General features: G+C 65.5%; 10 protein-coding genes. 5 read left to right on the top strand and 5 right to left on the bottom strand.

Annotation, left to right across the window (positions count from 1 at the left end; all coding sequences use genetic code 11):
- Nucleotides 1-99 precede the first annotated feature (99 nt).
- Both QZ294_RS08055 and QZ294_RS08050 read left to right on the top strand, forming a co-directional pair.
- Nucleotides 100-2814 (top strand): PEP/pyruvate-binding domain-containing protein, encoded by a 2715-nt coding sequence (locus QZ294_RS08055; RefSeq protein WP_297048785.1) that lies wholly within the window; start codon nucleotides 100-102, stop codon nucleotides 2812-2814.
- 32 nt (nucleotides 2815-2846) lie between these two features.
- Nucleotides 2847-4121 carry an MFS transporter gene (locus QZ294_RS08050; protein WP_297048783.1) on the top strand — a complete coding sequence of 425 codons (1275 nt, stop codon included), beginning with the start codon at nucleotides 2847-2849 and terminating at the stop codon, nucleotides 4119-4121.
- Nucleotides 4122-4254: 133 nt separating this feature from the next.
- Here QZ294_RS08050 and QZ294_RS08045 read toward each other — a convergent pair whose 3' ends face one another.
- From QZ294_RS08045 to QZ294_RS08035, 3 genes are read right to left on the bottom strand one after another with little or no spacing between them, the layout of a single operon-like run.
- Complete coding sequence (locus tag QZ294_RS08045) at nucleotides 4255-4917, bottom strand: hypothetical protein (RefSeq protein ID WP_297048781.1); 663 nt, start codon at nucleotides 4915-4917, stop codon at nucleotides 4255-4257.
- A complete protein-coding gene (locus tag QZ294_RS08040; RefSeq protein WP_297048778.1) occupies nucleotides 4914-5528 on the bottom strand; it encodes a bifunctional adenosylcobinamide kinase/adenosylcobinamide-phosphate guanylyltransferase in 615 nt (204 codons plus the stop codon). Before QZ294_RS08040 ends, QZ294_RS08045 begins: the two co-directional genes overlap by 4 nt.
- Before the next feature lie 23 nt (nucleotides 5529-5551).
- The gene (locus tag QZ294_RS08035) at nucleotides 5552-6868 is read right to left on the bottom strand and encodes a hypothetical protein (protein ID WP_297048777.1); all 1317 of its coding nucleotides are present in this window, start codon (nucleotides 6866-6868) and stop codon (nucleotides 5552-5554) included.
- A gap of 456 nt (nucleotides 6869-7324) precedes the next feature.
- Here QZ294_RS08035 and QZ294_RS08030 point away from each other — a divergent pair, with 456 nt between their 5' ends.
- Nucleotides 7325-8530 carry a [Fe-Fe] hydrogenase large subunit C-terminal domain-containing protein gene (locus QZ294_RS08030; protein WP_297048776.1) on the top strand — a complete coding sequence of 402 codons (1206 nt, stop codon included), beginning with the start codon at nucleotides 7325-7327 and terminating at the stop codon, nucleotides 8528-8530.
- 1 nt (nucleotide 8531) lies between these two features.
- Entirely contained in the window at nucleotides 8532-9440 is a 909-nt protein-coding gene (locus QZ294_RS08025; RefSeq protein ID WP_297048742.1) for an iron hydrogenase small subunit, read from the top strand.
- 76 nt (nucleotides 9441-9516) lie between these two features.
- Here QZ294_RS08025 and QZ294_RS08020 read toward each other — a convergent pair whose 3' ends face one another.
- On the bottom strand, nucleotides 9517-10326 hold the full coding sequence (locus QZ294_RS08020) for a hypothetical protein (RefSeq protein WP_297048729.1): 810 nt from the start codon (nucleotides 10324-10326) through the stop codon (nucleotides 9517-9519).
- Nucleotides 10327-10487: 161 nt separating this feature from the next.
- On the bottom strand, nucleotides 10488-12068 hold the full coding sequence (locus QZ294_RS08015; RefSeq protein WP_297048727.1) for a diguanylate cyclase: 1581 nt from the start codon (nucleotides 12066-12068) through the stop codon (nucleotides 10488-10490).
- Nucleotides 12069-12446: 378 nt separating this feature from the next.
- On the opposite strand from QZ294_RS08015, the gene QZ294_RS08010 reads away from it, so the two are divergent.
- Nucleotides 12447-14945 carry a pyruvate formate lyase family protein gene (locus QZ294_RS08010; protein WP_297048725.1) on the top strand — a complete coding sequence of 833 codons (2499 nt, stop codon included), beginning with the start codon at nucleotides 12447-12449 and terminating at the stop codon, nucleotides 14943-14945.
- The last annotated feature ends 54 nt before the right edge of the window (nucleotides 14946-14999 follow it).

Below are 14999 nucleotides of genomic sequence, written 5' to 3'. Positions count from 1 at the left end.
CTTGCGCGCGCCGGCATTCTCGCCTAGGCTAGGAATGGCGCGCGCAAGCCGCCGGCGAGGCCTCGCCATTTTTTTCACCACCATGACGAAGGATGCCCCATGGCCGTCCAGATTCCTCCCCATGAGCAGCCCACGCCCCAGCCGCCCGCCGGCGCCGGCCGGGAGGGCGGCGCTTCCGCCGGCGAAGCCGCCGACGCCCCCTCGGGCGCGCCCGCGCGGCATACCTCCCTTGCCACGCGGCTGCTCCGCTTTTTCCGGCCGCGCCGCTCGCTGAGCCGGGACGAAGCCATGGCGGCCTTCAACCGGCGCTATGCCTCGTTCAAGGAACTGCTCCAGGCCAATGCCGACCTTGCGGGCATCCTCGCCGCCCTCACCCAGGCCCAGCAGGGCGAGCGCACGCTGGAAACGAGCGAGGTCCGCAAGGAGGCGCGCCGCGCCGTCTTTCTCTGCGCGCGCATGGTCGAGAGCCTCAATGCCATGTCCGGCAACCGCCATGCGGACCTTGTCCGGGTGAGCGACGCGCTGGGCGCCCGCATCGAACGCGAACTCAGGAGCCACACGCGCGGCGACCTGCGCTCCGTGACCGTGCCCCTGAGCGAGGTGGACGCCAGCATGGCCTATATCGTGGGCGGCAAGAACGCCAACCTCGGCGAGCTGAAGAACATGCTCGGGCTGCCGGTGCCCCGCGGCTTCGCCGTGACCATCAAGGCCTCCACCATCCTGCTGCTGCGCAACGGCGACCTCTTCAGCCGCATTTACGAAGCCCTGCGCCGCGCGGACGCGGAACGGCCCGCCACCATCCGCGCGGCCGCGCGCGAGGCCGAGCGCCTCATCATGGCCGCCCCCGTTCCCCAGCCCCTGGCGGACGCCATGTTTGCCGCCTGGGACGACACCTTCGGTCCGGACCGGGACCGGAGCGTGGCGGCCCTGCGTTCCAGCGCGGTCTCCGAGGACGGGGTGCAATCCTTCGCCGGGCAGTACCGCAGCGTCCTGGGCGTCACGCGGCGCGACCTGCTGGAGGCCATGAAAACGGTCATCGCCAGCCTCTTTTCCGAGCGCGCCCTCACCTATCGGGCCGCGCACGGCTATGCGCTGGACGCCACGGGCATGGGGCTTTGCTGCGTGGAAATGGTGGACGCCAAGGCCGCGGGCGTGGCGTTTTCCCGCCATCCCGTGGACCTGCGTTCCAACTGCGTCCTGGTCAACGGACTCTGGGGCCTGGGCGAAATGGTGGTCGATGGCACGGGGATCCCGGACCAGTGGCTCGTTTCCCGCGCGAGCGGCAAGATGAAGCAGTGCAGCATCGCGCACAAGGAGATGCGCCTCGCGCTGCGGCGGAACGGTCCGCAGGTCGAATGCGTGCTGGAGGACGTGCCCGACGAAATGCGCGACATGCCCTCGCTCAGCGACGCGCAGGCGCGCGAGATCGCGTCCATGGCCCTCGCGCTGGAGCGCCATTACCAATATCCGCAGGACATGGAGTGGGCCGTGGACCAGGACGACCGCATCGTCCTCCTCCAGACGCGTCCCATGGGCCTTGACTGCGCAAGCCCGGACAGCACGGCCGAGGAATGCATCGTGCCCGCGCTCGGCCATCTGCGGCCGCTGCTCTTCGGCGCGGACATCGCGGCCAGGGGCGTTGGCTGCGGCCCGGTGGCGCGGGTCCGGGCCAATGAGGACCTCACGCACTTTCCCGAAGGCTCGGTCATGCTCATCGAGCATTCCTCGCCCAATGTCATGACGGCGCTCAGGCGCGCGGCCGCCGTTGTGGCCGAGACCGGGAGCCTGACCGGGCACCTTGCCTCCCTCTGCCGGGAATTTGGCGTGCCGACGCTCATGAATGCGCCCGGCGCCACAAGTCTGCTCCCCGAGGGCGAGGTGGTCACCGTGGATGCCCTGCTCGGCCGCGTTTTTGCCGGTGAGGTGCCTGAACTCATCGCCCTGAGCCTGCGCCGCCGCCAGGCGCCCCAGGCCGATACCCCGGCGCTGGTGCTGCTGCGGCGCGTGGCGCCGTACATCCTGCCGCTCCACCTCATCGATCCGCAGTCCGAACTCTTTGCCCCGGCCAGCTGCACCTCGCTCCACGACATCATGCGCTACGCCCATGAAAAGAGCTATGCGGAAATGTTCCTTCTTTCCGACAGCCTCTCGGAAAACAGCGGCGCCGGCGCGGCGAGCCGCCTCGTCAGTTCCGTGCCGCTCGACCTCTATGTCATCGACCTCGGCGGCGGCCTGAAACCGCCGCACCGCCCCCAGGTGACGCCCGAGGATGTGACCAGCGTGCCCTTCCGGCATGTGCTCGCGGGCATGCTCAACCCCGAGGTGCAGGCGCGCGGCCCGCGCCCCGTCAATGTCCGCGGCTTCCTCTCGGTCATGGGCCAGAGCATGATCGGCGGCAACCAGCAGGCCGGGGAACGCTTCGGCGATCGCAGCTACGCCATCGTTTCCGACCGCTACCTCAACTTCTCCTCGCGGGTGGGCTATCACTACGCCATTCTCGACACCTGGTGCGGCGATACCGTGAGCAAGAACTACATCCGCTTCGAGTTCGCGGGCGGCGCCGCCGGGGATGTGCAGCGCAGCCGCCGCGCGCGCTGCATCGGCCTGATCCTCAGCGAGCTTGGCTTTACCATCGATGTCCTGCATGATAGGGTCCGCGCGCGCTTCCAGAAATATCCCAAGCTCGAGATCTGCTCCCACCTGGACCAGCTCGGACGCCTGCTCATCATGACGCGCCAGATGGACATGCTCATGGTCAGCGAAGCGGCCGTCCAGACCTTCGCCGCCAATTTCCTCAACGGGGAATACCACTGAGGGGGCGCCAGGTCCGCATTCCCGAGGTCGTCATGCACCGCGCCCTGCTCACCATTTTCGGCACCGTCCGTTTCATCGGCCCGCAAAAAGCGCCCAAGCGCTGGGACAAGCCGGACCATACGCCGCCACGGCTCTTCAGCCGGGACTTCATCCTGCTCTTCTTCATGGCAATGTGCAGCAACAGCTACATCGCCGTCTACTACTGCTTCGAGCAGTGGATGCAGGGCCTCGGCATCGCCCCGCAATGGCGGGGCGTCCTGCTTTCCTCGCTTTTTGCCATGGTGCTCGTCTTCCGGCCGCTCACCAGCGTTTTCATGCTCCGGCGCAGCAAGCTCGGGGCCATGGTGCTCTCGCTGCTGGTGACGAGCCTCGTCATGCTTGCCTATCCGTATGTGCGGCCGTCCGGCGCGGTGGAGACCATCCTCGCCCTGCGGGTCGTCCAGGGCATCGCGCTGGCGGTGTATTCGTGCTGCACCGTGGCCGTCCTGGTGGACTGCATCCCCCCCGGGCAGAGCGCGCGCGGCTTCGCGCTCTTTTCCCTGACCATGCTCCTGCCCTATTCCATCATCCCGGCTCTCTCCGAAAGCCTCATCCCGCTCCTCGGCGGCGAGGCGCGCCTTTTTGCGGCCACGGCCCTGCTCGGCATCCCTTCCTTCGTCATGATCGCCCTGCTCGCCCGGCGCCTGCGTACCCCCGAGGTCCCGCCGCAGGGCGGGGGCCTTTCCCGCGCGGCGCTCTGGCGGGCCATCCGCCATTCGCGCCTGGCCTTCGTCAACCTGGCCTGCCTTGCCTTCAGCATGACCACGGTCATCGCCATCTTTTTCATGAAGGGCCTGTGCGGCGTCACCGGGGCGCATCCGGCGTGGTTCTTCAGCACCTATACCACCACCATCATCCTGGTGCGCCTTTTCGGCAGCCACCATCTCGACACGCTGCCCCGCTACCGCGTCACCACCCTGTGCGCGGCCGTGCTCGCGCTCTGCATGCTCGGCCTCGCCTGGGGTCCGCTCTGGAGCTTCATCCCCCTGGCCTGCGTCTATGGCCTGAGCCTGGGGCTGCTCTATCCGCTCCTGGCGGCCGCGGTCTATGACCGCTCCACGCCGGAGACGCGCTCGGTGAATTCCAACATCATGATGGCGACCTTCGACGCCAGCGGCATGCTGGCGCCCATCCTCGGCGGACTCGTCATGCAGGCGGGCTGCGGCTATCAGGGAGTGTTCACGGCGGGCGCCGTCAGCGTGGCCTGCTGCGGGCTGTGCATGGTCATCGACCGGGCGCGGGTGCTGAACGCCGACAAGGCCCGCTGACGGGAAATATCCATTTTCGGTCAAAAAATGGCCGGATGAAGGGGAAAGGCGCGGGGGAGCCGTTCACCATGGCCGCCCCGCGTGCGCGGCATGGCGTTCCCGCCGCCGGTGACGCGGCCAGCGGCGCCCGGCGCTATTGCGCCAGGCTTTCCCGGCGGATGCGCTCGAAGAGTTCCTCAAGATTTTCCACGGCCGTGAGGCGGCAGCCGTCCCCCGTGGGGCTGAAGCGTCCCAGCACGGCGTAATCCTGCCCATTGCCCGCATCATGGACCACAAAGGGCAAAAGCCAGTCGCCGCCATCGGGTCTGGCCGCGCCGACCCGCCGGATCTCCTTCCTGCCCAGGGAGGCATCCGCAAACAGCGGCGCCAGCAGCCCATTCCCGCCGCCCCGCGGCGCGCGCCCGGCAAAGGCGCCCGAGTCCACCCCATTGAGGATGAAGGCGCGGGCCTCGCTCTTGAGCAGGCTCCGCACGGCATCGCCCCCGCCAGCGCGGGCGCCGGCCTGCGAAAAGACAAGCGCCAGAAGCGGAGGGTAGCGATCGGCGCTCCCGGGGCGCTGCATGTCACGCGCGATCAGAGCGAGCGCCTGCTCAAGGATGCCGTCCACATCCACCTGTCGCTCAAAGGCCGCCGCATCGGCGCCGTCGATGGCGCGCCCCGCTTCCGCGAGGCAGCGGCCCGGCGCGTCCGCGCCCGCCGTCGCGGCATGCGCGGCAGAAACCGGGCACAGCAGGACCGACAGGAGCGCGAACTGCGCCAGAACGGCGCAACGGAAGCGGAAAAGAACGGCATTCACGGCTGCGGCTCCAGTTCGGGGGGGATGCTGCCGCGCAGGGCCAGCGGCAGCCCGCAGGCGACAAGGATGACATGGTCCGCGGCCCGCGCCAGCCGCTGATTGGCAAGGCCGAGCAGGTCCAGAAAACGACGTCCCAGCGGCGACGGCGGCACCAGGCCAAGGCCGGTCTCCGCCGTGACCACGGCCACCGGCGCGCGGCGGCGCCCAAGGCTTGCCGCCAGGGCATCGACCCGACCGAGCACGGCGGCATCCTCATGCCCGGCCTCCAGAAGATTGGCGAGCCACATGCTCACGCAATCCAGCAGGACCACGCCGGGGCGGCCCTCCCGCGGGGCGGACTCCGCCGTCCAGAACGCGTCCAGCGCCGCCGGGACTTCCAGCGGCACCTCCCGGCACGCCCAGCGGGACCCGCGCGCCGCCCGATGCAGGCGCACGCGCCGCTCCATTTCCGCGTCCGCCACCCGGCAGGTGGCTACGAAGAGCCGGCGGGGAGCCTGCGCCTCGGCCCAGGCCTGGGCCAGGCCGCTCTTGCCGCTGCGCACGCCGCCCACGAAAAGGACGCAGGGCGGCGGGGACACGACATGCCCGGACACGGTATGCCCGGTTGTCATGGGGAGGGTGCCCCGGCCACCGCTCACGGACGCGCCGGCGCCTCCTGCGGCGCCGCGACGGGCGCGGGCGAACGCGGCGCTCCAGACCCGATCTCGGCGCAGCGGCGCGCCAGGTCCCGGAGCACCCCGGCGGCGCTGCGCACGGAGGCGAGGGCTTCCGCATTGCCCTGGAGCCGGCGCTCCACCCAGTTGGCTACAAAGAACAGGGAGTCATCGTCCATGCCCTGGCCGCCGCCCTTGCGGATGGCCGCCACCAGCGCGCGCTGGGCGCCGGCCTGCTCGTCCAGGGCGCGCCGGTAGCGCGCGCTCAGGCCATCCACGCGCAACTGCCCCGTCGCAAGCTCCTGGCGCGGCGCGTCGGCCGCGCGCAGCTCATCCAGCTCAAAGGTGGCCGCAGCCATCTGCGCGTTGATCTCCACGGCGTTCTGGGCCAGCTGCTCCACCTGGGCGAGGCGCCGGCTCATGTCCGGCACGGAGGCCACGCCCTCCAGCGCCCCGGCCAGCATGACGGCGCGCCCCGCCAGGGCGAGATGGAACTGGCGGTTCTGGGTCTCGTCCAGTCCCCGCCTGCGGGCGGCGCTGTCCAGATCTTCCAGAAAACGGGACACATAGAGGCTGTAGAGGCCCTGGATCATGCTCGGATGGAAGGCGTAGCGCAAAAGCCCGGCGCGCCCGCCCTCGGCCATGCCCGCCTGGGCGACGCCGCAGCGCTGGTTGAGGCTCTGCACGCTGACGGCCAGCGTGCCGCCACGCGGACCGGGCCGGTAGCGCGAAACGAGCCATGCGGCCAGCTCGGCCACATAGCCGGGGCGCACCCGGCTGTCTTCGGTGACAGGGGGCACAAAGCCGGCTTGCGGGCCTTCGTCGCGGGCGGCGCCCTGACTTCCGGCCGCCCCGGCGCCTGACGCGCCCATGCCGGCAGGTCCCGTGTCCACGGGCGCGGGCACGGTCCCCTGCACGTTGCGCCCGGCAAGGGTGCCCGGTTCAGTGGGCGGAGCGAGCACGGAGGCCGGGGGCGGCGGGGGCGCCGGACGGAAAATATCGCCCAGCCCGGCCAGCGGCGTGCCCTCGGCCAGGTCGTCCACAAAGGCGGCCGCCCGTTCGCGCAGGTCGGCGCGCGTGTCCGGTCCACGACTGAGCCAGAACGCGGCCGCGCCCACCAGGAGGACCGCCAGCACGGCCACCAGCGAAAGCCTGTGGCCCCCGGAACCGGGTTTCGGCCTGGGCAGCGCCTCGCCGGGACCCGGCAGCGGCTCCACAGGGCCGGCCGGCTGCGGGGCGCCGGGGGCCGTCCCGGAGGGGGTCCGCTGCACGGGGTTCGCGCGGGATTTCAGTTCCATATGGTACCTCATGCGGCCTGTCGGGAACAGGCCGCCGTTGGACGTGGATATGGGCGTTTCAGTACGCCGGGATGGCGGCGGAAGTCAATGGCGGCCAGGGCGGGACCAGCCGGTGACGGCGCCCCCGCGCGGGGCGCCCCCCGATGCGGAAACGCCCGCGTGTGGCGGCATGCGCCGGGAAATGCGCGCACGGAAGGGCAACCGGCAGCGACGTTCCGGCCGCCGCCCCCCTTGCGGGGGCGCAAAGTCTTGTGCTACGGCTGGACATATTCAGACGGGCCTTGGGTTTCAGGTTTTTCCGCGCTTTTTCGCGCACGATCCCGCGCAACGTCTCCGCATGCGGCATGCGCCCGTTCCACCGCGCGGCCGGGTCCCCGCGATCCTCCCGCCACGCCATGGGGACGGCGGCGGCCCGTTCAGCGATGCGGGGGCCTCCGGACAGGGAAGGAAGGGCACATGGCACGGGCGCTGTTCGAGCATGTCGAGTATGAACTGGAGCCGCCCGCTCCGGCGGCGGACCTTGAAAGCAGGCATTTCCTCCAGATCGACCCGGAAAAATGCACCGGCTGCGGAGATTGCGAAAAGTATTGTCCCACGGCGGCCATACACGGCGTCATCGGGCAGGCGCACACGATCCCGCATCCCGAGCCGTGCCTCCATTGCGGCATGTGCCTCGTGCATTGTCCGGCGGGGGCGATCTACGAGCGGTATTCATGGCTGCCGACAGTCGAGGAGAAGCTCCGGGACCCTGAAACGATCTGCGTCGCCATGCCGGCCCCCTCTGTGCGCTACACGCTCGGCGAGGCGTTTGACGGCGCATGGGGGCAGAACATTTATGACAAGATGCTCACCGCTTTTCAGAGGCTGGGCTTCCGGCACTGCTGGGATACGGAATTCGCCGCTGACGTGACCATCTGGGAGGAAGGGAGCTGCCTGCTCAAGCGGCTGGATGACGGCGGCGTTTTCCCGCAATTCAGTTCCTGCTGTCCCGGCTGGCAGAAATATGTCGAATACTTTTATCCCGACCTTATCCCGAACCTCGTTTCGGTGAAGTCCCCGCTCGCCATCAACGGGCGTCTGGCAAAAACCTATGGCGCGGACCGGTTCGATCACGATCCCGGCAGAATGTACACCGTCGCCATCATGCCCTGCATCGCCAAAAAGTATGAAGCGTTGCGGCCGGAGCTGGAGTTCGGCGGCATCCGGGACATCGACGCGGTGCTGACGGTCAGGGAATTCGCCGCCCTGCTGCGAAGGCGGGGCATCAATCCCTGGAAGCTGCCCCCCGGGCAGGCGGACACGCTCATGGGGGAATCTTCGGGAGGGACCCTCTTCGGTATCGGGGGCGGCGTGCTGGAGACCCTGTGCCGCTATGTCGTCCAAAAACGGACAGGCAAGCGGGAATGTGACCTGATCATGCGCGGCAGGCCGGGCCTTGAGGGCATCTTCGAGTATGAGCTGCGCCTGGGAAAGCAGACCCTGCGCCTTGCGCGGGTCGTCGGCGCCAGATATTTCGCCCCCCTGTGCGAGGAAGTGCGCGCCGGCGCATCGCGCTACCATTTCGTGGAATTCATGGCGTGCGCGGGGGGGTGCATCAATGGGGGCGGGCAACTCCTGCTGCCGAGTTTTCTGAAGAACGCATGCCTGCCGGAGCACGCCTGAAATGGAAACGAAGGAAACAGTCAGGACATACGGCCTGCGCGGCAAGGGCTACCGCCTCCGCGACAATGTGATCATCAAGTCCATGAAGGCGGTACACATGCTCGCGGCGATCGCATGGGGAGGAGGCGCCTTTTCCATGCAGGCGCTGGGCTTTCTGGGGCGTTCCCTGCCCCCCGGCCCGGAACGCGACCTTGTGGGCGCGTGTTCCCATTTCGTGGATACCTGGGTGGTGATCCCCGGCCTGACGGGTTGCGTGCTCACCGGGCTTTTCTATTCCTGCCTTACGGCCATCGGGTTCTTCCGGTTTGCCTGGATTGGCTACAAATGGCTGATAGCGTGCAGCGCCGGTTTTTGGGGCACACTCTTCTGGGGACCCTGGGGCGCGGAAATCACGCAGGCCCTGCAACCGTACGGGCTGGACGGCTTCATGCGCATGATGCGCTGGTTCGTGCTGCCGGAAAACGGCTGGACGGCCCTCCTGCAGACGGCCATCGTCCTTTCCGTATGCCTGGTATCGGTGTACAGGCCCCTGTCGTTCCGGTTCTGGCAGAAGGATCTGGAGGAAAAGGACATCCGCCGCCGCGTCAGGGCCGTGCGCGCCATGGACAGGAGCGGCGCCATGCGTTCGCCCCTGGACAACGCCCAGGTCCAGACGCTGTACGATACCTGGATCGGGGAACCCATCGGCCCGCAGGCCAACGCGCACCTGCACATGCGGTTCAAGGACAAGTCCGCGAGGATCAGAAAGCTGCAGATCGCCGGTCTGTATCCGCACGACGCCTTCAGGACCCCGCCCAAAAGACCGCTCAGCGTCCCGGGGGACCAGAACGGGCCGGGGGACGGAGGCGGCGTTCCGCGTTCCGCGCCAGCGCCGGAGAGAGTGGCGCGACCGGGCGATGCGGTGTCGTGAAGAGCGGGGCATTGCCAACGGGGAAGGGGACGACGCGGCCCCCGGGCGGCGCGGTGAACGGCGCGCGCCGATTGTGTCAGCAGCGTCCTCCCCGGAAATTGCGCGAGACCCACTGGGCGATGGCGGGCACGCCCACATCGGCCTCGGGCTTGAACCATGTATGGCTGTGCACGCCCTGGACGTTTCTCCATTTCAGAAAATAGCAGCCGACGCTCACGACGGTCTTGTTCGTCTGCCCGGCCATCTTGCGCCGCACCATGCCGATGACGGTAAGAGGAAGCGGTTTGCCGGGCTGCCCGAAATCTCCGCGCAACAGCACCGGGTCATTGACATCGATGCTTTCCGCGAGCGGGTCTTTCTCCGAAATGTCCAGGCGCAGGCCGCTGGAGGAGATGTCGCCCAGGGCGCACAGGGGCGGTTCAAGGCCGCGCCAGTGCATGACAGGCAGCTTGTCGTCCTTTTCCTCGATCTCGCCATGCCAGACGCGGAAATTGCCCGCGTCCTCCGCATGCAGGGGGATGCGGCAACTGAAGCGGCGCTGCTCATGATCGATGCTTTCCGGCAACGGAAAGACCAGAAACATCGCGTTTGGCGGCCCGTTATAGATGCGCGCCACCCTGCTCCTGAAATGGCAGTGGACAAGGTCGTCATCGCGCACCGTGAAGTAGCCGCTGGTCTCCGTTCCCCACACTATGGGCTGGCGCTCTATCTCCTCTATGGGAGCGCTGACCACGAAATGCCCATTCTTTATCATGACGCATGTGGTCCTGATATTGGAGATATGGCACATGTCCAGGGTGAAGAAAAGATTGACCCTCGCATGTTCCCGGCATGCCAGGCCGAAATAGTATTCCGGGTCTTCGATATTTTTTATGAATTCCGTCATTGGCGAACCATTGCTATCGTGCGCTGTTCAAAAAGATGCGGCAGGCATTTAACATACGATTTACCGCTTCGCAAAAGATCTTTCACCACAAAATTCTGGCAAGCAGCCATGATGCGCCGCGCTGGCGCATGATCTTGACATCCAGCAGGGGAAACAGGGACCTACGCCGGTTCGTCCTCGTCCCGGCATATGCAATAGCGGGATTTGCCCTGATTTTTCGCGTCGTACATCGCCCTGTCCGTGAGCTTGATCAGCGGTTCTATGCCGTTGCGCATGGAGCCGTTGACGGAGACCCCCACGCTGCACGAGAGCCTGTTCAGGATCTCGCTGGCGGAAAACTTCTCCTGCATGAGGTCGATCAGGCTCTGGGCCATGGCCTCGAGGTCTTCCAGCGTGGCCTCGCGCCGCACGCACACGATGAACTCATCGCCCCCCAGCCTGGCGGGAAAATCCTTGCCGAAAACCTGGCGCAGGATCATGGCTGTGACCTTGAGCGCCTCATCGCCGGCCTTGTGGCCGAAATTGTCGTTGACCTGCTTGAAATTGTCCAGGTCCACATAAAAAAGATGCACCCTTTCGTTGATATCTATTCTTTTGGCATATTCGTAGAATGCCTGCCGGTTGGCAAGGCCGGTCAGCGCATCCGTATTGGCAAGCTTCCAGATATTGTATTCAAGTTCCTTTTCGTCCGTAACGTCTTCAAACACATGGATCACGCCCTGACAATTGCCGAATATGTCATTCAGGTCATGCGATATCATTTTCAGGAATGACATCCTGCCATCGGCATGGATGAAACGCATGTATATTTCTTCCCCGGTGGGCGAGATCTCATGGAGGATGTTTTGCTCGTACCAGTCGCGCCAGTTGATGCCGGCGATGGACTCGAGGCCGGTTTCGAAAAATTCAAGGAACCTGGCGTTGACCTTGACGATCTGCTCGTCAAGGTCGCAGATCATGAGCGGAAAGGGCATCACCTCGATGAAAAGATCAAGCTCGACGTTCAGGTTGAGCAGGTTGGTCATGTCATGGGCGATGCCCACCGTGCCCAAAATCTCCCCTTCCAGACCGCGCAGGGGCGTCTTGATGGTCTTGAAAAGGCGCTTCCCGTCGCCGGTCTGCACGACCTCCTCCGCCGTCACGGTCTCTCCCGTCTCCAGCGCGGCCTGATCCGTCTCGTGACAGTTGTATTCGCCATCGTTTGCGGAGACGCCCCAGATATCCTCGTGCGTGCGGCCTTCGATCTCTTCCCTCGGTTTGCCCACGAAGCCGCAAAAATAGTCGTTGACTTTCCTGTGACGCCCCTCGATGTCCTTGAACCACACCATGTCCGGCAGGCTGTTGATGAAGGTGTCAAGGCACTGGCTGCAGAACACGAAATAATCGTTTCCGTTGATCTCTGCCAGAAGATGGGCCACGCGCATATGGAGCCTTGACGCGGAAAGCGGCGCCATCCAGATGTCATCCAGCGCGTCTCTTGCCCCGGGGGAAAGGGCTTCTTCCTCCGCGGCATCCAGGCAGGCCACAAGATACGCGCCCTGTCGGGCATGCGCCCTTGCGGCGGCGAAATCTTCCGGACCGTTGAAAATGAGGACATCCGACCGGGAAGCCAGGGCAGGATCAAAGTTTTTGCAGCATGTCACAGTCCAATCAAGATGCTCCTGCGGGGGAAAAGCTTCCATGACATTCTTCAGAAGAGCATCTTCACCGAAGATGGAGATATTGATGGTGTGATGGTACATATGCCATCGCCTCATTGGAGAAAGTTGGCACGAATGTCGGGAGGGCCGTTTGGCGGATGCTACCACGAATTTTCGGAAAAGGCCATGGCGGGCGGCCAGCATTAAAGGAAGCGCCGCGCTGCCGGGTATCCCCCACGCCGCCGCTGGTATTGCCCGCGCCCCGTGGCAGCGCACGCGGGGCGCGATCATACAAATATGTCCTCATTGAGTACAGTTTTGTTCCATATCCGGCACTTCAGGTTCCCGAAAAGGAAAAGCATTCCATAATCCATTGAAAATATTTATCAATATTTATGGTACACTCTTTGAAAGAGGTGGGGAAAATTGCCACTACCGGGTCCAGTCCCCGGGCATCCATACTCGCAAAGGAGGTACGCCATGCTTGACGCTGGTTGCTGCTGCACCCCGCAGGAAGAGTGGATCGAAAACGCGGCCAAGGGGAAGCCGAGTCCGTTCAAGGAATCGCAGCCCCGGGTCATCGGCATGCTGGAGGAGTTCGACTGCACGCCGCCGGTCATCGATGTGGAGCGCGCCCGCTATTTCACCGAATCCATGCGCCAGACCGAGGGCGAGCATCTTACCCTGCGCTGGGGCAAGGCGCTCCTGCACATCGCGGAGAACATCCCCGTCTATATCGAGGACAAGCAGCTCATCGTGGGACGTCTCGGCCGGGACAACTGCCGCTACGGCATCCTCTATCCCGAACTGGACGGCGATTTTTACGAGACCGTGCTTGACGATTTTTCCCGGCGGGAAAATCCGCCCATCAAGGTCATGAAGGAAGACTTCGACGTCATCCTTAAGGACATCGGCTCCTACTGGAACGGAAAAACCTATCACCACGGCCTGTTCACGGCCATGCCCGACCGCTGCCGCCATCTGTCCTACAGCGACCGCGAGGGCCTGAAGCCGCGCTATGTGGTCGCGGAATCGTCCTCCCTGCGCTCGAGCCTGCAGTGGGTGCTGGATTTTGACAAGGTGCTCAAAAAGGGTTTCCGCGCCATCCAGGACGAGGCCCGCGAGCATCTGGCATCTCTCGACCCGAACGATCCCGACAATATCCTCAACAGGATTCCCTTCCTCCAGGGCGTCATCCTGGCGTGCGAAGGCGTCATCACGTTTGCGAAGCGTCATGCGGCACTCGCGCGCGAAAAGGCCGCCGCAACGAAGGACCCCGCGCGCAAGGCCGAACTGCTGGACATCGCCGAGCGTTGCGAGCGTGTGCCGGAATTTCCGGCGCGCACTTTCGCCGAGGCCGTGCAGGCCCACTGGTTCGCCCAGGCCTTCTCCCGGCTGGAGCAGCGCACCGGCTGCATCATTTCCAACGGCCGCATGGACCAGCAGCTCATTTCCTTTTACCGCCAGGACATGGCAAACGGCACCCTCACCGAGGAAAAGGCCCTGGAGATCCTGGGCTGCCTCTGGTGCCAGATGGCCCAGTTCATCGAGCTGCCGCTTTCGCCCGGCGTCATGGACACCCAGGCGGGCTTCGCCCACTGGGAGGCCGTGACCATCGGCGGCCAGACCCGCGACGGTCAGGATGCCACCAACGAACTGACCTATCTCATGCTCCGCTCCAAGCGCGAATTCCCCACCCACTATCCCGACCTCGCCGCGCGCGTGCATACCCGCTCGCCCAGGCGTTACCTCTGGGACATCGCCGAGACCATCAAGCAGGGGCAGGGCTATCCCAAGGTGGTCAACGACGAGGAACTCATCCCGCGCCTGCTCGCCAAGGGCGCGCCCGTGAGCGATGTGTACGACTATGTGGTGAGCGGCTGCAATGAGACGCGGCTCATCAACCGGGAGACCTATATGAGCCCCGGCACCCAGGTGAACCTCTGCGCCGCGCTGGAGCTGACCCTGCGTAACGGGCGCCTCAGGAAGTTTGGCGACGAGGTCTTCACCTTCGAGAGCGGCGACCCGCTGAGCTTCGCCACCTGGGAGGACTTCTTCAAGGCCTATGAGGCCCAGTTGCACCACCTCATCGTGGGCGCCTTCCTCCTCCAGGACACCATCCACCACACGCGGGCCAGGTATTTCGCCAGCCCGCTGGCCTCCGGGCTGCATGACCTGTGCATGGAGAGCTGCCTGGACCTCAACAGCGACCAGTCGCCAGAGGGCGCTTTTGATCTTGCCTTCTTCGACGCCATCGGTTTCGGCACCCTGGTCGATTCGCTCTTGGTCATCAAGAAGCTCGTCTATGAGGACAAGAGCGTGCTCATGAGCGAACTGCTCACGGCCCTGGATGACGATTTCGAGCACAATGTGCCGCTCCAGGCCATCCTTGCGCGCGCGCCGCGTTTTGGCAATGGCGACGACTATGCCGACAACCTCTACAAGCAGGTGGAGAAGAGCATCCTGGACTTCACGGCCCGCTACGCCCGCAAGAACGGTGTGCAGCCCATCGAGGTACGCACCACGTCCGTGACGGCCAACGTGCCCCACGGCAAGTTCGTGAGCGCCATGCCCAACGGCCGCAAGGCGTGGCAGCCGCTTTCCGATGGCAGCTCCCCCTCGCACGGTTCGGACGTGAGCGGTCCCACGGCCGTGCTGCTCTCGCAATACAAGAGCACCAACTGGAACGCGCCCAACCGCGCCTGCCGCCTGTTGAACATGAAGCTGGCGCCCAAGACCGTGGAAGGCGACGAGGGCACGCAAAAGCTGGTGGATCTGCTGCGCAGCTTCATCGACCTCAGGGTCTGGCATCTCCAGATGAACGTCATCAACCGCGAGACCATGATCGCGGCCCAGAAGGACCCGCACAAGTACCGCAACCTGGTGGTGCGTATCGCCGGATACAGCGCGTATTTCGTGGATCTGAACACCGACCTGCAAAACGACCTCATCGACCGCACGGAGCAGGCCTCCTGCTGATTTCCCGAACCATGGGGCGCCCGCGGGCGCCCCTGCAAACCCCGCACGAGAGTT

Source organism: uncultured Desulfovibrio sp., from assembly GCF_910584445.1.
Classification (GTDB): Bacteria; Desulfobacterota; Desulfovibrionia; order Desulfovibrionales; family Desulfovibrionaceae; genus Desulfovibrio.
Note: the sequence above shows the minus strand (reverse complement) of the source record. Positions and strands in the feature narration are given on the sequence as shown.

Excerpts from the sequence above, each read along its gene's own strand:
- QZ294_RS08055 (WP_297048785.1), top strand. The coding sequence starts at position 100 with ATGGCCGTCCAGATTCCTCCCCATGAGCAGCCCACGCCCCAGCCGCCC.
- QZ294_RS08050 (WP_297048783.1), top strand. The coding sequence starts at position 2,847 with ATGCACCGCGCCCTGCTCACCATTTTCGGCACCGTCCGTTTCATCGGC.
- QZ294_RS08040 (WP_297048778.1), bottom strand. The coding sequence starts at position 5,528 with ATGACAACCGGGCATACCGTGTCCGGGCATGTCGTGTCCCCGCCGCCC.
- QZ294_RS08035 (WP_297048777.1), bottom strand. The coding sequence starts at position 6,868 with ATGGAACTGAAATCCCGCGCGAACCCCGTGCAGCGGACCCCCTCCGGG.
- QZ294_RS08030 (WP_297048776.1), top strand. The coding sequence starts at position 7,325 with ATGGCACGGGCGCTGTTCGAGCATGTCGAGTATGAACTGGAGCCGCCC.
- QZ294_RS08025 (WP_297048742.1), top strand. The coding sequence starts at position 8,532 with ATGGAAACGAAGGAAACAGTCAGGACATACGGCCTGCGCGGCAAGGGC.
- QZ294_RS08020 (WP_297048729.1), bottom strand. The coding sequence starts at position 10,326 with ATGACGGAATTCATAAAAAATATCGAAGACCCGGAATACTATTTCGGC.
- QZ294_RS08015 (WP_297048727.1), bottom strand. The coding sequence starts at position 12,068 with ATGTACCATCACACCATCAATATCTCCATCTTCGGTGAAGATGCTCTT.
- QZ294_RS08010 (WP_297048725.1), top strand. The coding sequence starts at position 12,447 with ATGCTTGACGCTGGTTGCTGCTGCACCCCGCAGGAAGAGTGGATCGAA.